Source organism: Bacillus sp. FSL R5-0820 (assembly GCF_038593385.1).
GTDB lineage: Bacteria > Bacillota > Bacilli > Bacillales > Bacillaceae > Bacillus > Bacillus altitudinis.
Genome location: NZ_CP151991.1, coordinates 1,812,358 through 1,832,225, shown reverse-complemented (window position 1 = coordinate 1,832,225; position 19,868 = coordinate 1,812,358). Strand labels below are relative to the sequence as shown.

The 19,868-nt window shown below is 41.8% G+C and carries 17 protein-coding genes; 11 read left to right on the top strand and 6 right to left on the bottom strand.

What is annotated here, in order from left to right:
- The first annotated feature begins 12 nt into the window (after positions 1–12).
- Positions 13–1,947 carry an AMP-binding protein gene (locus NST15_RS09310; protein ID WP_342499042.1) on the top strand — a complete coding sequence of 645 codons (1,935 nt, stop codon included), beginning with the start codon at positions 13–15 and terminating at the stop codon, positions 1,945–1,947.
- Between the two features lie 222 nt (positions 1,948–2,169).
- Here the strand turns inward: NST15_RS09310 and cysI are convergent, their stop codons facing one another.
- The 3 genes from cysI to NST15_RS09295 all read right to left on the bottom strand — a co-directional run bounded on the left by cysI (position 2,170) and on the right by NST15_RS09295 (position 7,373).
- Positions 2,170–3,888, bottom strand: a complete 1,719-nt coding sequence (gene cysI, locus NST15_RS09305; protein ID WP_039167852.1) for an assimilatory sulfite reductase (NADPH) hemoprotein subunit — start codon at positions 3,886–3,888, stop codon at positions 2,170–2,172.
- A 33-nt stretch (positions 3,889–3,921) separates the two neighbouring features.
- Positions 3,922–5,733, bottom strand: coding sequence for an assimilatory sulfite reductase (NADPH) flavoprotein subunit (locus NST15_RS09300; RefSeq protein WP_342499041.1), 1,812 nt, complete (start codon positions 5,731–5,733; stop codon positions 3,922–3,924).
- Positions 5,734–5,945: 212 nt separating this feature from the next.
- Complete coding sequence (locus tag NST15_RS09295; RefSeq protein WP_272511579.1) at positions 5,946–7,373, bottom strand: aldehyde dehydrogenase family protein; 1,428 nt, start codon at positions 7,371–7,373, stop codon at positions 5,946–5,948.
- A gap of 212 nt (positions 7,374–7,585) precedes the next feature.
- On the opposite strand from NST15_RS09295, the gene NST15_RS09290 reads away from it, so the two are divergent.
- From NST15_RS09290 to NST15_RS09280, 3 genes are read left to right on the top strand one after another with little or no spacing between them, the layout of a single operon-like run.
- Positions 7,586–8,011, top strand: a complete 426-nt coding sequence (locus NST15_RS09290; protein ID WP_008343684.1) for a DMT family transporter — start codon at positions 7,586–7,588, stop codon at positions 8,009–8,011.
- A gap of 13 nt (positions 8,012–8,024) precedes the next feature.
- Positions 8,025–8,711, top strand: coding sequence for a Crp/Fnr family transcriptional regulator (locus tag NST15_RS09285; protein WP_342499040.1), 687 nt, complete (start codon positions 8,025–8,027; stop codon positions 8,709–8,711).
- Between the two features lie 21 nt (positions 8,712–8,732).
- Positions 8,733–9,218, top strand: coding sequence for a DMT family transporter (locus NST15_RS09280; protein ID WP_019744154.1), 486 nt, complete (start codon positions 8,733–8,735; stop codon positions 9,216–9,218).
- Between the two features lie 12 nt (positions 9,219–9,230).
- On the opposite strand, the gene NST15_RS09275 is transcribed toward NST15_RS09280, so the two are convergent.
- Positions 9,231–10,637, bottom strand: a complete 1,407-nt coding sequence (locus NST15_RS09275) for a phospholipase D family protein (protein WP_342499039.1) — start codon at positions 10,635–10,637, stop codon at positions 9,231–9,233.
- A 160-nt stretch (positions 10,638–10,797) separates the two neighbouring features.
- Between NST15_RS09275 and NST15_RS09270 the strand changes: the two genes are divergently transcribed.
- The 5 genes from NST15_RS09270 (at position 10,798) to NST15_RS09250 (ending at position 15,387) form a co-directional block, all read left to right on the top strand.
- Positions 10,798–11,574 carry a MurR/RpiR family transcriptional regulator gene (locus NST15_RS09270; RefSeq protein ID WP_007499235.1) on the top strand — a complete coding sequence of 259 codons (777 nt, stop codon included), beginning with the start codon at positions 10,798–10,800 and terminating at the stop codon, positions 11,572–11,574.
- A 130-nt stretch (positions 11,575–11,704) separates the two neighbouring features.
- Complete coding sequence (gene pfkB, locus NST15_RS09265) at positions 11,705–12,619, top strand: 1-phosphofructokinase (RefSeq protein WP_342499038.1); 915 nt, start codon at positions 11,705–11,707, stop codon at positions 12,617–12,619.
- Between the two features lie 12 nt (positions 12,620–12,631).
- Positions 12,632–14,041, top strand: a complete 1,410-nt coding sequence (locus tag NST15_RS09260) for a fructose-specific PTS transporter subunit EIIC (RefSeq protein WP_052320506.1) — start codon at positions 12,632–12,634, stop codon at positions 14,039–14,041.
- A 15-nt stretch (positions 14,042–14,056) separates the two neighbouring features.
- Entirely contained in the window at positions 14,057–14,515 is a 459-nt protein-coding gene (locus NST15_RS09255; protein ID WP_254001286.1) for a fructose PTS transporter subunit IIA, read from the top strand.
- Between the two features lie 2 nt (positions 14,516–14,517).
- The gene (locus NST15_RS09250; RefSeq protein ID WP_019744149.1) at positions 14,518–15,387 is read left to right on the top strand and encodes a class II fructose-bisphosphate aldolase; all 870 of its coding nucleotides are present in this window, start codon (positions 14,518–14,520) and stop codon (positions 15,385–15,387) included.
- Between the two features lie 41 nt (positions 15,388–15,428).
- Here NST15_RS09250 and NST15_RS09245 read toward each other — a convergent pair whose 3' ends face one another.
- On the bottom strand, positions 15,429–16,952 hold the full coding sequence (locus NST15_RS09245) for an MDR family MFS transporter (protein WP_060832380.1): 1,524 nt from the start codon (positions 16,950–16,952) through the stop codon (positions 15,429–15,431).
- A 169-nt stretch (positions 16,953–17,121) separates the two neighbouring features.
- Between NST15_RS09245 and NST15_RS09240 the strand changes: the two genes are divergently transcribed.
- A complete protein-coding gene (locus NST15_RS09240; RefSeq protein ID WP_046344981.1) occupies positions 17,122–17,541 on the top strand; it encodes a MarR family transcriptional regulator in 420 nt (139 codons plus the stop codon).
- 133 nt (positions 17,542–17,674) lie between these two features.
- Positions 17,675–18,148: a GNAT family N-acetyltransferase gene (locus NST15_RS09235; protein WP_142155210.1), complete on the top strand. Its 474-nt coding sequence runs from the start codon at positions 17,675–17,677 to the stop codon at positions 18,146–18,148.
- 278 nt (positions 18,149–18,426) lie between these two features.
- On the opposite strand, the gene NST15_RS09230 is transcribed toward NST15_RS09235, so the two are convergent.
- Entirely contained in the window at positions 18,427–19,809 is a 1,383-nt protein-coding gene (locus tag NST15_RS09230) for a PLP-dependent aminotransferase family protein (protein WP_342499037.1), read from the bottom strand.
- Between the last annotated feature and the right edge of the window lie 59 nt (positions 19,810–19,868).

The following is a 19,868-nucleotide window of genomic DNA, read 5'->3' as shown; positions in this document are numbered from 1 at the left end:
GGGGCAGACCTCATGATCAACCTGAAACCAGAATGGATACCGGAAGAAAAGCAGAGCCAAAAAACACGTTTGCATCAGTGGATGAAATCTCTTGGTTTTTCTACGTATGACTCATTCTATCAAGCCAGTATTGCACGCACAGACTGGTTTTGGAGAGAAGTGGAAAAGGCGGTTGGCATTCAGTGGAAAAAACCATATGAAGCGGCATTAGGTCACCACTCAATGATGTGGCCGAAATGGTATCAGGGCGGCACACTTAACATCACCGAAACGGCTGTGGACAAATGGGCAGAAAAAGAAGAGACGAAGCATCAGCCCGCCATCATTTGGAGCAATGAAGCCGGTGAAGAAAAGAAATGGTCATTTCTCGAACTTCAAGAGAAAGTGAGCCGTCTTGCAGCTGGCTTTTTGAAAGAAGGACTTCAAAAAGGGGATGTAGCCATCATCTATATGCCAATGCTTCCAGAAACGGTCGCCGTCATGCTTGCCTTTGCAAAGATTGGTGTTATTTTCAGCCCAGTCTTCTCAGGCTATGGAAGCGAGCCACTCGCTGTACGCATTCGTGCGTCAGGCGCATCCATTGTCGTCACAGCGAATGAAATGATGCGGCGAGGGAAAACGATCAACATGCGGGAATGTGTGGCGGATGCCATCAACAAAACAGCAACTGTGCAAAAAGTGATTGTGCACACTTCCTCTCATACCGGATATCAGGGCGATGTCCTGCTGAATGATTTGTTACAAGAACAGCCGATCACCGGCGCGACCTATGTCACAAATGAAGACCCGCTGATGATCTTGTATACGTCAGGCACAACCGGCACACCAAAGGGAGCCGTTCATACACACGCAGGCTTTCCGATAAAGGCAGCTTTTGATGCCGGGCTATGTATGGATGTGGCAAAAGGAGACCGGTTGTTTTGGCTGACTGATATGGGCTGGATGATGGGGCCATTCCTCGTCTTTGGCGGCTTGATCAATGGAGCTGCCATCGTTTTATATGACGGCGCTCCCGATTATCCAGATGAGCAGCAGCTCTGGTCATTCATCCACGAGAAGAAAGTCACTCATTTTGGGCTTTCCCCTACATTTGTTCGTTCTGCGATGCAGCAAACGATTGATGGGGTCGAGTTATCTCATGTCAAAGCCATTATTTCTACAGGGGAACCATGGAATGAAGCTCCGTGGCAATGGTTATTTCACACCATTAGTCAAAAGAACATTCCAATCTTAAATTATTCAGGAGGAACCGAAGTTTCTGGTGGCATTGTAGGGAGTACGCTGCTTCGCCCCATCAAACCGATTCTCTTTAATGCGGCGATCTTAGGAATGGCGGCAGATGTATACAATGAAGCTGGGCAAAGCGTGATGAATGAAGTAGGGGAGCTTGTGGTGAAAAAGCCATGGGTCGGCATGACATGTGGTTTTTGGAACGAACCGGAGCGTTATGAAGATACGTATTTCAAACGATTTGATGGTGTATGGACACACGGAGATTGGGTCATGCAAACAGAGGACGGAGAATTCCATATCACCGGCAGATCGGATGATGTCATTAATACAGCAGGGAAACGCATCGGGCCAGCTGAAATTGAATCCATCCTTACATGGCATCCTGCCGTGCATGAAGCCGCTGTGATTGGGGTAAAGGATGAGGTGAAAGGGGAGGCGCTCGTCTGTTTCATCGTGACCAGTCCGCATGCTTTTGAAGAAGCAGCCCTTATCCAAGAGCTTTCAGCCCATGTTGGTTCACATGCTGGAAAAGCGCTCACACCAAAAGAAGTTCATCTCATTTCAGCTTTGCCGAAAACAAGGAATGGAAAAATTGTACGACGTTTACTTAAAGGGGCGTATGAAGAGCAGCCTTCACCCGATCTATCTTCATTAGACAATCCAGACGTATATAAGAGTCTGACCGAATACTTGAATAAGAGACAGAAAAAATAAAAAAGACAGGACGGTTCCTGTCTCAGCGTGTAGACAAACCCTCGCATTCGGTGTCAGTCCTGCGCTTCGGTGCTCACGAATGTCAAATTCGCTCCGCGCCGATGCTCGTCCTTCCTAGACTGCAAAGGTTTTCTATCACGCTGAAAAGAAGACAAAGGGCTAAAATAAAGTTCATTTTAGCCCTTTGTCAGCAATCTGAGACAGGATAATTCCTGTCTCTTTTTATTGCACATGAAAATTCGTTCCATCTGTTGTCTCTTTCACAATCCCTGCACGAATGACAAAATCGCCGAAATGTTCATTTTCTTCTCGTTCTTTTGCGTAGCGGGGGAGAATAGAGCCAAGTTCTTTTAGAATGTCTTCCTCACCCACATTTTCACGGTATAATTTACTTAATCTGCTGCCATCAAATGCGGCACCAAGATACATATTATACTTACCAGGTGATTTTCCGATAAATCCAATCTCTCCAAGCGCATGACGAGCACAGCCATTTGGACAACCAGTCATTCGAATGGTGATTTCTTTATCACTTAATCCGTTTTCTTCAACGATGTCTTCGATTTTATCAATCAATCGTGGAAGGTAGCGCTCTGCTTCAGCCATCGCTAAGCCGCAAGTTGGCAAAGATACACAAGCCATTGAGCTGCGGCGCAGGGCAGAGTGCTGCTGGCCGTCTGATAAACCAAACTTCTGAATGAGCTGTTCGATTTGTTTCTTTTTATGAGTTGTCACATTCCCAATGATTAAATTCTGATTGGCGGTTAAACGGAAGTCACCTGTATGAACTTTGGCGATTTCGCGGATGCCTGTCATCAGCGGATAATCATCATAATCTGTGATGCGTCCGCCTTCCACAAACATCGTATAATGCCATCTGCCATTGATGCCTTTTACCCAGCCATAACGGTCACCGTTATGATCAAAGTGATAATCCTTTGCCTCTAAAAGAGTAAACCCAAGACGGCGCTCAAGCTCTTCTTTTACATTCTCAAGACCAAGGCGGTCCACCGTATATTTAAAGCGGGCATTTTTTCGCACGGAACGGTTTCCGTAGTCACGCTGAATGGTGATGACTTGTTTGGCAATTTCTACGACCTGTTCAGGTGTACAAAAGCCGATGACCTTTGCAAGCTGCGGATAAGTCGCTGTATCACCATGCGTCATACCCATTCCGCCGCCAATTGCGACATTAAAACCGACCAGTTGATCGTTTTCGATAATGGCAATAAAGCCTAAATCCTGCGAAAAGACATCAATATCGTTAGCAGGAGGGACCGCCACACCAATTTTGAATTTCCTTGGCAAATAAAGCGGACCATACATCGGTTCAACTTCCGTATCTGGCGTTGCCGCAACCTTTTCCTCATCAAGCCAAATCTCATGATAGGCTCTTGTTTGTGGGAGCAGGTCATCACTTAATTTTTTCGCCAGCTCGTATACATCATGGTGCACTTCTGATTGATAGGGGTTTGATGTACACATGACATTCCGGTTCACGTCGCCGCAAGCAGCAATTGTATCAAGCATAGTAGAATGAATGTCTTGAATGGTTTTTTTCATATTCCATTTTAAAATACCGTGAAGCTGAAAGGTTTCACGAGTCGTCAGCTTTAACGTACCGTTTCCGTATTTGTGAGCAAGCTCATCCATCACAAGCCACTGCTTAGATGTGGCGATTCCGCCAGGCAGACGGACACGCAGCATAAATTGATAGGCAGGCTCAAGCTTTTGTTTTTGTCGTTCATTTCTCAGGTCACGATCATCTTGTAAGTAGCTGCCGTGATGCTTCATCAGACGGTTGTCATCATCCGGAATTCCCGCTGAAATCGGATCAAGCATCACTTCTTTTAACGTACCCCGTAAATAATCACTTTTTTCTTTGATTTCCTCTACGTCGCTCGGAGGTCCATCCGGCGCTGTTAATGCTGTCTTCACCATGTAAGTAAAAGCTCCTTTCTTTCAAGCATCAAATCAATAAACGTCACGCTGATAGCGTTTTTGCTGCTGTAAGTTGGCAAGATAGCTTTCTGCTTTTTCTTTGCTCATCGCACCTTCTTCTTGAATGATGGATAGAAGGGTATTGTGAACATCATGCGCCATATGCTTTTCATCTCCGCAAATATACACGTAAGCACCTTGCTCAAGCCATTCAAATAATTCTTTGCTTTGTTTCTTCATTTGGTGCTGGACATATACTTTTTCCTCAGTATCTCTTGAAAAAGCCACGTCCATTTTCGTTAAGACGCCATCCTTTAACCACTTTTGCCATTCTGTTTGGTATAAGAAATCCGTCACAAAATGCTGATCACCGAAGAATAACCATGACTTTCCGTTTGCACCCAGTTCCTCACGTTCCTGCATAAATGAACGGAAAGGGGCGATGCCTGTGCCTGGTCCTACCATAATGATCGGTGCATCTGGATCTTGAGGAAGCTTAAAGTTTTGGTTGTGCTGAATATAAACAGGTAACGTATCACCTGGCTGCAGGCGCTCTGCACATAGAATCGAACAGACACCTTGGCGTTCTCTGCCGTGCGCATCATATCTGACAGCCCCTATCGTCAAATGAACCTCTTCGTCATTTGCTTTGAGACTGCTTGCAATGGAATAAAGGCGTGCAGGGATTTTTCTTAAAATGGACGTGAATTCTGCGGCGGTTCCTTCAAAAGGACCGAAATCACGAGCCGCATCTACTAGGTCCCGGCCTGTGATATATTCTTTCAGTTTTTCTTCGTTTCCTTCTTCTAAAAGGGCATGCAAGGATTCACTTTTTGTCAGTGCAGCGATCTTTTGAAGAAGTGGTTTTGTTAAAACCGTGATCTCAAAATGCGAGGTGAGTGCTTCTTTTAAAGGAAGAGTGTCTCCGTTTTTATGAACGGTGACGGCTTCTTCTGCATTCCATCCGCATGTTTGAATCAGTTCATCGACAAGTGCAGGATCATTTGTCGGGTAAATGCCAAGGCTGTCACCTGGCTCATACACGAGGCCCGATCCTTCAAGAGAAAGCTCTAAGTGACGTGTTTCTTTATTAGATCCACGCCCATTTAAATTGATATTTTCAAGAACTTCAGCATAAAAAGGATTCGTTCTTGAATATTCAGAAACGGCTTGATTGTTGGCTCCCGCTGATTCTTGCGGAAGTGATACAGCTTCACCTTCACTCAAAGAAGAGGCAACACCTTGAAGCCATTCTGAAAACGGCTCATCATAATCAAGGTCACAGTCCACCCGGTCAAACAGGCGTGTACCGCCAAGCTCTTTGAAGCGTTCGTCAAATTCTTTTCCTGTCTGACAGAAGAATTCGTATGAGCTGTCACCTAATGAAAGGACAGAAAAGCTTAAATGATCGAGCTTTGGCGCACGTCTGCCGTGAACATATTCATGGAACGAAAGGGCATTATCCGGCGGATCTCCTTCGCCATGTGTGCTGACAATGACTAGTAAATTGTTTATTTTTTTCAGATTATTCGGTTTAAAATCGGACATAGAAGAGAGCGTCACTTGAAAGCCTTTCTCTTCAAGATGCTGGGCTGTCTTTTTTGCTAACCCTTCGGAATTGCCTGTTTGCGACCCATAAAGCACGGTCACATCTTTGCTCACAGGCTGTACAGATGCTGCGGCAGAAGGCGCCGGAGTGACAGCTTCTGAGCCGGCAAGCGCTGCCTGTGCTGATAAATAACCAGTAAGCCAAATTTTTTGCTGATCTGTTAAAGTCGGAAGCAGCTGATTGAGTAACTCTGCCTGCTCCTGGCTAAACGGACTGTTCAATACATGAAGTTGCAACAATATCCACCTCACAAGGAATATAAACATAGATTAATTCGATAGGAATTATATATATAGGTTCAATTTGAACTTTACCGAAAGTTTGCCATTAAGTAAAATATATAATATTGATTGTCATGATTAAGATTTCTAATGACAAAACACGGATGAATAGGGGAGAGGGCACAAAAAAAGAAAACGGATCACCGTTTTCCTTTTTTTCGCCTGACTTACGCCGTTGGAAGTCCCATCACAGCTTTCACTTCTAAATATTCTTCGATACCGAAGTCTCCCCATTCTCTTCCGATACCAGACTGCTTAAAACCGCCAAATGGGGCAAAGTAATCTGTTTCAGCATTGTTAATGGTGATTTGACCGGCACGAATATGTTCAGCGACATATTTTAATGTTTTTTCATCTTGACCAACAACATACCCGGCAAGACCATACACTGTATCGTTGGCGATCTCAAGGGCATGATCGAGGTCTTGATACGTGATCACACTCATGACTGGCCCAAAGATTTCTTCTTGCGCAATGGTCATGTCATTTTTCACATTGGTGAAAATGGTATGCTTGGCGAAATATCCTTTATCGATTCCGTCTGGCTTTCCAGTTCCCCCAGCAAGAAGGGTAGCACCTTCTTCGATTCCTTTTTCAATATAAGATTGCACCGTATCCCACTGCTTTTTAGAAACAAGCGGACCAGTAGCGTGATCTTCTCTCGGATCACCAACTGTAAACTTCGGCATGGCGTTCAGCAGCGCTTTTTCAAACTTGTCTTTCATTGATTCTGGAATCAGCACACGTGTAGCTGCAGAACACACTTGACCTGTATTCATCGCAATATGATGAATGGCTGTTTCTGCTGCTTCGTCCACATCTGCATCGTCTAAGACGATAAGAGGGGATTTTCCGCCAAGCTCAAGTGCTACTTTCTTCACGTTGTCCGCTGCGTTTTCCATAATTTTAGAGCCGACGGCACCTGATCCTGTAAATGAAACGAAGTCAATATCAGGATGTGAGCTAATGCCGTCACCAATCACGTCACCCGTTCCGTTTACTAAGTTGAAGACTCCTTTCGGTACACCTGCTTCATCAATAATTTCTGCAAGAATCATCGCAGCAAAAGGGGTAATTTCCGCTGGCTTTAAGACAACTGGTGAGCCTGCCGCAATGGCACCCGCAATTTTAAGAGATGTCTGATTCGTCGGGAAGTTCCACGGTGTAATCAATCCGCTGACACCAATCGCCTCTTTTATAATCGTATGTCCACCGCGGTCTTCGGTAAATGTATAAGATTTCAGTGCTTCCGCTGCTTTAGAAAAATGTTCATAACCCATTTTGTAATGAACTTCTTCGGACACTTTCAGTGGTGCACCAAGTTCTTTTGTCATCACTTCTACAAGCTCATCCTTACGTTTTTCGTACCCGCGCACAATGTTTTCCAGCATTTCAACTCGTTCATTTCGAGATGTTTTTGAGAAAGAAGGGAAGGCGGCTCGAGCTGCTTTGACTGCCTTATCTAAATCTTCTTTCGTTCCTAAACTAATGGTGCCAATGACTTCCTCTGTCGCAGGGTTAATGACCTCCGTCGTTTCGTTTCCTGTTGATGCGACCCATTCTCCATTAATAAAGTGTTTCTCTTGATTTCTCATTCTGACATGTCTCCTTTTTATATGTGATGCAATCCAATATTCTGTTTTCAGCTGATATAAAACTGTACCCACTGTGAAAAATCTAAAACAGAGAAACTGCATGAGAAAAAGTTTCTGATATAATACGCAAAGTGGGACATATGTCCTTTTCAACATGAGGGCATCTATCATTTAATGGAACTAGACTGAAAAAAGAAGGAGCTTTTGAACGAATGAAAGGTGTTATTTTCGCATTATTAGGAGGCGCTTGTATTACACTGCAAGGCGTAGCCAACGCCAGAATTAGTCAAGATATCGGGACGTGGCAGGCGGCAACGATCACGCAGCTGACAGGGTTTATCATCTCTCTCGTCATTTTACTCATCGTACGGGATGGCCACTTTAAGGAATACAAAAAAGTGCAGCCTCTTTATTTAATTGGGGGTGCATTTGCAGCCATTATTATTTTTAATGAGGTCACTGCCATTCAAATCATTGGTGTGACACTCACCATCGCTGCTTTACTTATCGCACAGCTTGCGTTTACCTTTGCCATCGATGCAAAAGGATGGTTTGGTGTTCAGAAGAAAAAAATGAAATGGCCCCATTATGCAGGCATCTTTTTAATGATTGCAGGCGTCATCATCTTAAAACTATAAAGGAGGGCATCAGATGGAGGAGCTGCATGATGAATCTCTTTTTTCCTCTTATATCAAGACGCATCAATTACAGAATGTTTTTCATCAAAAACTCATCTCACATGTGAGCTTGTGGCGCTATCAGCAAGGTGAGCTGATTTGTTCAAAAGAGGATAAAAGGGAGTATATGTACTTGCTGGTGAAAGGAAAATTAAAGATTTTCACCACCACAAAGGAAGGAAAAACGTTTATTCTTTGCTTTAAAAACCCTCTTGAAGCGATTGGAGATATTGAATACGTTCAGCAGACAGATATGGTCAATACAGTTGAAGCCGTTACAGAAGTACATATGCTCAGGATTTCTCATCAAGCCCTTATGCGGCATGCAAAGGACGATCCACGAGTTTTAGCCTTTTTGCTCAAGGGCATCACAAACAAATTTTATACAAAATCAAATGATTTAAGCTTCCACCTTTTATACCCTGTAGAGGTCAGGCTTGCAAGCTATTTATTGTCTGTTTTAACAGGGGATGATGACGCGCACGCACGCACGATTCGCCTCACGGATGCAGCGAGCTTAATTGGAACAAGCTACCGCCATATTAATCGGGTCATTCAGCAGTTCCAAGAAAAAGGGCTGATTGAAAGGCGAAGAGGAAAGATTACGATTTGTGATCAAAAAGGGCTTTTAGAAATAGCAGAACACAACATTTATGAATAGAAGAAACGAAGGGACTTATATATGATCATAGGAATAATATTAGCTGTCACTGCTGGGGCACTTGTCAGCTTACAAACCATTTTTAATAGTAAAGTCAATGAGCAGACAGGCTCTTGGTCAACAACGACACTTGTTCTAGGAATGGGCTTTATCGCTTCACTTTTGATGGGTCTTTTGTTAGAAGGAACCGGCATGTTTCAATTAAGGCATATGGAAGCCTGGTACTGGTTAAGCGGAGCCATCGGGGTAGGCGTTGTCATCTGTCTTGTTCAGAGCATCAAACATCTCGGTCCCACTTATGGAATCTCGATTGTTCTCACCTCCCAGCTAGGTTGTGCGCTTCTATTTGATTCGCTTGGCTGGCTTGGGTTAGAAAAAGTAACATTTTCTTTTACAAAATTATTAGGTGTACTTGTCATTGTGGCAGGAATCCTCGTATTTAAGTTAACCAAGCTTGAACCAGTAGAAGAGGAGCAGTCAAGAGAAAAAGGGCTGCCACAAAAGTAGCTGCCCTTTTATTTAAATCAACCGCCGCCATAAAACCGTTATGGTAGATAAACCAGTTAAAAGGAGCCTTTTCATGAAAGGCTTTTTTTTCTGTCCATAGTCGCTTGCTTGATATTCTGTTCGATCTTTCGCTACGAGAACACTATAAGCGATTTTTCGTTCGATTGCTTCCGTAAGAGATAACGCAAATGGTGCACTATCAATCACCAAAATCGATTCAGTATTTAAAAAGCTGGATCTTGCATCTAGATTATATGTTCCAATAATACTTAAGTTATCATCAATGACCATTGATTTGGCGTGAATTGAATACGGCCCTTGATATTCATACAAATGAACACCCGTTTTCATGAGTTCCTTTTTCGTGCTTAAATATCCTGCAAATGCTAAAGGGTTTGGTGTCGCTGTAAGAGAATTCGTCACGATCGTCGTTTGAATATCACTTGGTAATGGCGTGAGTCCGTCTTTCATTGGCCGTGTCGGTATGACATAAGGCGTCTGGATCAGAACCGAACGCTTTGACCGCTGTGCGAGATCGTTTAACTTTTTCAAGACGAGCGGACGTTTATTTAAGCGTTCCACTGGATTTGTGAAAAATGCAATCTGTTTTGCACGAATGGCGTCTTTTGCCCAATCATATGTGGACATGACAAAGGGTTCTTTTGTACGAATGGCTTCCTGATAAGATCTTAGCAGCTGTTTTCTTAGCTTTTTTCCTTTTTTTGCTTTTGCCTTGGAAAATACATCTTTCGTTCTTTTCGTAAAATCATGATTCCACAAATAAACGAAATACTGCTCCATTTCATCTAATACTTTTCCCCTTTTGGCGTTGAACAGCAGCACATCTCGGTCATACGCAAAGTCTTTCGGGGGCTGATCTGCAAAGTATTTATCACCAATATTTCTACCGCCCATGACAGCGACCTTGCCATCTGCCAAAAGAAGCTTATCGTGAAGGCGGTTATGCCACGTCCATGGCTTGAACAAACGAAAAGGCTCATAAAAACGAATGGCCATATTCGGATGATTCGCCACAGCATAACGCAAATGCTTCAGCGGTCCACGCAGGCTATGGCAAATGCCATCTAACAACAGCTGAACTTTTACTCCTCGATCAGCCGCTTCAATTAAAGCACCAAGCACCCATTCGGCGGTTTTTCCTTTTTGAATGGAATAATAACTCAAACGAATGTTCTTTTTAGCCTCGCGAATCATTTGAACTCTCACTTGACCTGATTCAAACCCGTCATCAAGTAGCATGACTTGATTTATGCCTTGGTCGTCTCCTGAGATGGAAGAGGCTTTATAGATGCAATGTTCTTTACATGTTTTTTGAAACGGTAAATAAAACAAGACAAATGCGGTCAAAAATACATACACCACATATAAAAGGATCAGAAAAAACAAGAATTGAAGCACAGTGATCAACTCCTTTCACACAAACCGTTCTTTTTCTTAGCTTATGTTAAAAACAAAATTTCACTCATCCAGCTTTCTAATGAAAAATACAGGATAAAAGAATCACCTTGTTTTCATAGGGCATTTAATTATAGTATGAAATGAGTAAGGGGGAATCGCATTGAATGAACCATTATTTAATATACCAAGTGATGTGTATCAAACGTTAAGTGAAACAGAACGTTATTTACTGCATTATATTCACCAGCATTTAGAGGATATCTCCACCTTATCCATCGTCACATTAAGTGAAAGAGCCAACGTGTCGACAGCGACCATTGTCAGACTGATGAAGAAAATTGGATACAATGGCTATACATCCTTTAAATATCGATTGAAACAAGAAAAGAAAATGACAGATGATAGTGATCAACTAAAAAATATTGACGAAGACATCAAACTAGCTATTCGAAAAAATGAAGAAGAGGTCTTAAAGACGATTCAACTGCAAAGTATTGGGCAAATTGAGGATGCAGTTCAAAAAATCCACGATGCGGACAAAATTTATATTTTTGGCAGAGGCTTCTCAGAGATGATCGCCAAAGAGATGACCATCAAATTGCAGCTCATCGGAAAAACATGTGAAGTTCATGACGACCCGAATATCATTCGGCTCAAATCGCGTGACATTGATAAAAACGAACTTGCCATCTTTGTTTCATTAAATGGAGAAACGTCGGAACTAGTAGAAGCCTGCCAAAACCTCAGTATGAAGCAAGTCACGACCATTACGGTCACAACTAGAATTGATTCTACATTAAGTAAAATATCAGATATGACACTCGTCGGATATAAAGGGGAACAATCATTCTTCCCAGATTACGAAGTCAGGTCCCGCCTGTCTCTTCATGTCATTGCCCGCATTTTACTAGACGCCTATGTGATTCGGATGAAATAAACACTTAAAAAGCCTTCCACACTTCATGATGGGAGGCTTTTTACCGTGAAAACCTTTACACAATCTGAAAACATTTTCACTGAATCGTATGAGATACTTTCTTTAGAGAAAAGAAAGAAGGTGAAACCAATTGATTTATACCTGCACCTTAAATCCTGCTATTGACCTATATATTGCATTAAAAGAAATGCGTGCAGATACAGTCAACCGCACGGAAGATGAGGATTATCAGCCGAATGGAAAAGGTGTTAATGTGTCCATTATGCTAAAGAAATATGGCTTCACCAGCACTGCATTAGGATTTATTGCTGGGTTTTCAGGTTCATATATTGAACAATCGTTAAAAGATCTCTCCATTCAAACCGATTTTATCCCAGTTGATGGGATTACACGCATTAATGTATTTATTAACACAACGGAAGAATACAAGCTTGTGAATCAAGGACCCGCTATAGAGGCAAAAGCGCTTGATGCCTTTCGTGAGAAAATTTTAGCCATTCCAAAAGGCAGCATCTTCATTATGTCAGGTAGTCTGCCTAAAGGCGTCCCTGCCAGCATTTTCTCAGAGATAGCCGCTATTTGTCATCAAAACAACGTGAAATTTATTTTAGACACAAGCTCTAAAGCAGCTTTAGAAACACTTCAATACAAACCATATTTACTAAAACCAAATGAAGAAGAGATTGCCGCATTTTTTGGAAAAACTCACCGTTTATCAGAAACAGAACTCATTGAATCAGGACAAAAGCTGATCGAGATGGGTGCAGAGCAAGTACTCATTTCCCGAGGAGGAGAAGGTGCACTATTCCTTACAAACGAAGCCGTATTAAAAGGAAATGCACCAATAGGAACGGTCGTAAATACGGCTTGTTCTGGTGATGCCATGCTCGCTGCATTCCTAAGTAAACAGCTGGAAGGACAACCTCATGAAGTATGCTTACGCTACGGCATTGCAACAGGGGCATCTACCGCCTTTTCAAAAGGGTTAAGTGATTTACATGACATTGATTCATTAATTGAGCAAATACACATTCAGAACATATAAGGGGGAGTTCACATGAGCCGCAAGAAAATTGTCGCTGCCACTGGCTGTCCAACAGGCATTGCGCACACATTTATGGCAGCTGAGGCATTAAAAATCGCTGCTGAGCAATTAGGGGTCGACATCAAAGTGGAAACGCATGGTCAAGTAGGAATTGAAAACGCTTTAACGGATCAAGACATTTTGGAGGCCGATGGGGTCATTGTCGCTGCTGACAAAGATGTGAATACAGATCGTTTTCACGGCAAACCACTCATTGAAGTGCCTGTAGCAAAGGGGATTCGCACACCAAATGAACTGATTCAAGGCATTATCAATGGAGAAGCCCCCGTTCATCAAGTGAAAGGAAGAGCTTCTGGAACAACATCTGCGCCTTCATCAGCTCAACAAAAGTCAGCGAATAAGTGGATACACACCATCTACAAACATTTAATGAACGGTGTATCACATATGCTTCCATTTGTTGTTGGAGGCGGGGTCTTAATTGCTTTATCTTTTCTATTCGGTATTTACTCAGCTGATCCTCAGCATGAAACGTATCATCCGTTCGCTGCCTACTTGAAAAACATTGGCGGACTCGGCTTTAGCTTAATGGTACCTATTTTAGCAGCATTTATCGCTGATTCAATCGCCAAACGCCCAGGGATGGTTGTCGGATTTATCGGTGGCTTGCTTGCAAACGATGGAGGCGCTGGATTCTTAGGTGGTATTATCGCAGGTTTTGCAGCAGGGTATATCATCGTACTTCTTCAATTCCTGCTTCAAAAATTACCAGCATCACTTGACGGATTAAAATCAATTTTCATCTATCCTGTCATTGGTATTTTCTTAATTGGGGCTGTCATGACCCCGCTATTAGTTCCAATTACAGGGCTAAATCATTCATTAATGGATTTTCTCTCATCAGTTCAATCCACAAATCCATTGCTTTTAGGTTTAATTGTTGGAGCCATGTGTGGATTTGATATGGGAGGACCTTTTAACAAAGCAGCCTATGTCACAGGAACGGCTTTACTCGCAGAAGGTAACCTTTACTTCATGGCAGGGGTGTCAGCAGCATGTATCACACCGCCGCTTATCATTGCGATTGCCACAACGATTTTCCGAAAACATTTTACACCACAAGAACGAAATGCTGGGATGATCAACTATATTCTCGGAGCGACTCATATTACCGAAGGAGCCATTCCATTTGCAGCAAAAAACCCAGTCGTTGTCCTGCCAATTATCATGTTTGGTTCCGCCATCTCTGCTATATTGACGTATCTGTTTGGCGTACAGGTTCCAGCTCCGCATGGCGGATTCCTTGTCCTTCCAGTCGTCACAGGCGCATTCCAGTGGGTACTATCCATACTCATCGGATCACTTGTAGGTGCGATTCTATACGGACTTTACCGCAAGAAAATAGACAAACCCGCAGTTTAATAGGGAGGAAGAGAAATGATGGAACATATTTATATGAATCTACATGAAACAGCTTCTTCACAGGCTGGCGTTTTCGCAGCCATAGCTGACATTGCCGCTGAAGCAGGTATTTGTACATCTCCTGAGGCAGTCAAAAAAGGACTAGCTGAAAGAGAAGCTCTGAGTACAACCGGCTTTCAAGATGGATTTGCCATTCCGCATACACAGTCAGACGCCATCACAAAACCGGCACTCGTCATCGTCCGTACAGAAACCGGAATCGAATGGGACGCTTTTGATGGGAAGCCTTGCTTTTTCTTCTTATCCTTACTCATTCCAAAAAGTGAAGCAGGAACTACTCACTTACAAGCACTTTCTGCTCTTTCACGAGGATTAATGGATGAAACGAAACGGCAAAAACTGCTCGAAACAAGAACAAATGAAGAAATGCTTACTTTATTAAAAACAGAGATTTTGACAAGAGAGGATGTTTGACTATGCCTTTACTTTCCACAACACCCATGCTTGAAGCAGCAAAAAAAGAAAAATACGGAATTGTCGCATTCAATGTACATTCCTTTGATAGTATTTACTGGGTACTTGAAACGGCAGCTGAATTAAAATCACCTGTCATTTTGCAAACAACGGTTGGCACGGTCCAATCGCTTGGTGCAAAAGCCATTGCAGATACAGTAAAGGCGGCAGCGGATCAATACCAAATCCCAATCGGCCTTCATCTCGATCATTGCACTGATTTTGATGTGATTCTTACTTGTATACGAGCAGGATATACATCCGTGATGATCGATGCTTCCATGCATTCATATGAAGAAAATGTACGCCGCACAAAAGAAGTGGTGGACCTCGCCTTAAAAGTAGGAGTGAATGTGGAAGCCGAGTTAGGCAAGGTAGGCGGGGTAGAAGATGATATTGTCGTGGATGAAAAAGATGCTGAAAAAGCCATTCCATCAGAGTGCCGTCAATTTGTAGAAGAAACTGGTGTACCTACTTTAGCACCTGCGATCGGCACGGCCCACGGCATCTATAAAGGGGTGCCGGATATCGACTTTGACCGCATTGAACAAATTGCAGCGCTTGTCGAAGTGCCACTTGTCCTTCATGGTGGTTCAGCTGTACCAGATGAGGATGTCAAAAGATGTGTCGCACTCGGTATGGCAAAGGTCAATGTGTCCACTGAACTGAAAAATGCATACTCTGAAGCGATTCGTGATCATTTCTCAAACGAACCTGAAAGCTTAGATCCGCGTATGTATTTACAAAAAGCAAAACAAGCAGCCAAAGACATGGTCACATCTAAAATAAAGATCGTTGGCAGTGAAGGAAAAGCCCAACTTTTATATCAATAAGATGAAAAAAAGCAGAGCCACATCGCTCTGCTTTTTTCACATTATTCGCTTTCTTTCATTTCATTTGATGTACGTACTCGTGCATTTCCCATAAATACGACCGTAATCGCCGCAAGTGCAATCGGGAATAAAGCAATCATAAATACATACGTAATACTTTGTGACATCGCATCAATCACTTTATTTAAAATATCAGGCGGAATTTGTGAGCGTGCCCCCTCTTGAAAAATGGCTTGCGGATCACCAACTTGAGATGGAGCTCCTTTCATTCCGCTAAAAGCATCTGCTAAACGATTTGTCAGGACATTGGTTTGTATCGTTCCAAAAATCGTCACACCTAAAGTCATCCCAAGTGATCTCATGAACGAATTGGTAGAATTAGCACTGCCGCGGTAGCGCGGAGAGAGATCATTCATTGAAGCAGATGGCAGAAGGGAGAAGCTAAATCCAACGCCAAAACCTGAAATCATCATAAAGAGCGTAAGCCACAATCTTGCTGTATCAGGCGACATATTGGCAAGCAGCAGCATCCCAGCAAAAAATGAAATCACAGAGATGGTCATTAATCGTCTAAAAGGTACTTTCGTCTGCATCGTTCCGCCAATCATACTGCCAATCACGGACCCAATCATCATCGGTGTTAAAATGAACCCAGCACTTGTTGCAGATTCACCGTACACTGCCTGGACGAAGATAGGAATAAAGACAGCTAGAATAATAAACGTCCCGCCATATAAAAACGCCAAAATTTGAGATGTCGCAAACAAACGATTTTTAAACATCCAAAATGAAATAATCGGTTCTTCTGCCTTTCGTTCAACAACGAAGAAGATGGTGCCGAAGACAACAAACACAGCAAATAGTGTCAAGATTTGAACAGAATCCCACGCATACGATTTTCCGCCAAGCTCAAGGGCGAACATTAAACTGACAACCGCAACGACAAGTGTAATGGCACCTGACCAGTCAATTTTCTGCTTGCGATGCTCGAGCGATTCTTGATAAAATTTGGCGATCAAGAACACACTGACAATACCGATTGGTACGTTAATATAAAACACCCAATGCCAGCCGATCGAATCCGTAATAATCGCTCCTAACAGCGGGCCTAATACACTGGATAGACCAAAAACTGCACCAAACATACCGGACATTTTCCCGCGCTTTTCTGGCGGGAAGATATCAAAGATAATTGTGAAAGCGATCGGAAGAAGAGCACCGCCTCCAAGTCCTTGAATCGCACGGTAAATAATGAGCTGATCCATTGTTTGTGCGATGCCGCACAGCGCAGATCCAATTAAAAAGAAAATAAGTCCAAACAGAAAAAAACGCTTTCGACCATACATATCTGAAAGCTTTCCATAAATCGGCATACCGGCCATCACTGCCACCATGTAAGAAGCAGTCACCCAAGCAAATTTATCAAAACTGCCCAAATCGGCGACGATGCTTCCCATTGCTGTTGCGACAATGGTGTTGTCCATCGCTGCCATAAAAATCCCTAACAGCAAACCGATGACAACAAAGCGAGTGGATGCCTTGCCTTTATGATCCACGTTATTCATTTCATTACCTCCTGCTTACGTTCTCTTCACTTTTTTGCTATGATCAAGTTAATTATAAAGTAAGAGAACATTTATCTTGATGATCAAGATAAATTGATTTTAAAGGGAGGAGAACAAGTTGTCAATAAAGAACGAGGCAGAAGATCAAGCGGACCTGATTATTCATACGATGAGACGCCTTGCTACACGAACAGTCCTATTCCACCAAGCAGCCGCTCAATCGCTCGGCCTTTTCCCAACAGATCTCAAATCAGCCGATTTATTAAACGAACTTGGTCCTCTCACAGCAGGTGAATTAAGTGAAAAAACCGGTCTTAGCTCAGGTGCGGTCACCGCTCTCATTGACCGGTTAGAAAAAGCAGGCTACGTCAAAAGGGAGAAGGACCCAAAAGACAAGCGAAGGGTCATCATTGTTCCATTAACAGCGGGGAAATCACAGGTGAAACAACTCTTTCTATCTTTATCGGCATCCACCAAAAAACTCACAAATGAATACAAGCCAGAAGAATTGGATTTAATCATTCAATTTATTTCAGAAGCAGCTGAAATCATGGATCAAGAGCTGCAATTGCTTAAGTCTAAATCGTAAGAAAGGACACTGTGAGGTCTTTAGACGAAGCGGTAATATCTTTTATGAGAGAATGTGTTATGAGGGTGCAAGAAGTTCTCATTGAGAATAACAATATAGGATGCTTATCCAAACAAGGGGAGGTATACAGAAAGTGGAGATTATAAAGTTTAAGGAAACTGATACAAAAGAGATTGTTTCATTGTTTTATGAAACAGTGCATTCCGTAAATTCAAAAAATTATTCCCAAGTACAATTGGATGCTTGGGCACCAAGAGATGAAAAAGAATCTAAAATGAATTCTTGGAAGGAATCATTGAGTCAAAATATAACATTTGTTGCTAAAGTGAATGGTAAAGTTGTTGGTTTTAGCGATTTAACGCATACCGGGTACTTAGATAGACTATTCGTTCATAAAGATTATCAAGGACAAGGTATAGCCACAGCTTTAGTTGATATGCTCGAATCTGAGGCAAAGAAACTAAATCTTTTAGAAATTGATACCGAAGCAAGTATTACAGCTAAGCCATTTTTTGAACATCTAGGTTACAAAATTGTTTGTTCACAAACTGTGGAAAAAAAGGGGGTTAAGTTGGCTAATTTTAAAATGCTAAAAAAAATAAAATAATCATTTTTTTGTTATGCTAACAGGTGCGTTAGTTTAAGAAGAAAGGGTATAGCATATTCGTCATATAAAATATGTTATACCCTTTCATTTATTTAACTTTTTTCAATAGTAGAAAAGATATAATACATTGCAGAGGTGATTCAATGAATGATAGCTCCAGTTATTTAAAGAAGTTAGAAGATTTTTTAAGTGGGACATTTCATCAGGATATTGATTCGCCAGAGGAAGCGTTAGATGAGTTTATCCATCTAAGTTACAAAAAAACCTCCAATGAACCATCAATTGTATTTCCATGCTTCTTTTAATAAACAAATACCTCTTTCGATTTGTTCAAGAGTAAGGTTTGCGAAACCGAGCAGTATGTGCGGTTGTACAGGTGGATTTTCGATAAATAAATGACTTGTAGGATACACTTTAACATGCTGTTGAAGAGCTTTTTCAATTAATTCTTTTTCGGAATAGGGCGTGTGTATACGTAACATGATATATAACCCTGCATTGTCACCAATGATCTCAATCTGCTCTCCAAATAGATGGTGAACTTGTTGAACCAATAAGTTCATTTTCCTTTTATAAGTATTGCGCATACGCTTAATATGCTTTGTCCATTCCCCACTTTTCATAAATTCAGTCATGGTCAGTTGGTGCAATAAAGAAGCATTATGTTCGAAATGTTCAAATTTACTCATATAGATATTGATTAATGAATCAGGTAAAACCATATATGCTAATCGTATAGCTGGTAGAAATGCTTTTGAAAACGTACCAAAATAAATGACATGTGCAGCATCTAAAGAGGCTAAAGCAGGATATGGTTTTTGTCCATATCGAAATTCTCCATCGTAATCGTCCTCTAATAAGAAACCGTTATTTGATCGTACCCATTGAATCAATTCAATTCTTTGTTGAATCGATAGTGCAGTACCAGTAGGATATTGATGTGAAGGTGTTATGTACAATAATTTCCCGCTTTTATTTACGAGTGAGTCCAATAATACACCTTGTTTTGATGCAGGAATACTTTCAATCTCAAATCCATGTAAATGACAGACCTCACGTACACCGCTATAACCAGGGTTTTCAACAATCATACTAGAAAAACGTTCTTTTAATAGAAATCCCAAATACAACAGTAGTTGCTGTGTATTACTTCCAACGATAATATTTTTGGGGTTAATGATCATACCTCTCGCTTGAAATAAATAATCAGCCAGTTCTTGTTTAAACCCCGGTTCTCCAAAAGGATCTCCATATTGAAAGCTAATAGATTGCTGCAGCACTTTGTTGGAAATTTGCCGCCAAACTTTTAAAGGGAATTGTTCCTCATCAACAGTACTTGCTTTGAAATCAATGAAATCTATCAATTGTATTGGTTCATTTCTAGGTACTTCTGAAATAGAGGTTTGAAGAAATATCGGTTCAAATTCATTGACACTATAGCTTTTACGCTCATTGGCTTGAATATATCCTTCAGCTAATAATTGATCATATGCTTGTAGTGTAGTGTGGCGACTAACACCTAGGTCATTGGCTAGTGAACGAATGGAAGGAAGATTTTCTCCTGTTTTTAACTTTCCCTCCTCGATTAATTTTTTAAATTGCTCATAAATTTGTTTATATTTTGGTTGATTGGCACTGAAAGGGAAAATATAATGTTTCATTTCTTCATTCCTCCCTTCTGACATTTAATAAAGTATAAATCTGTACATTTTTACATGTC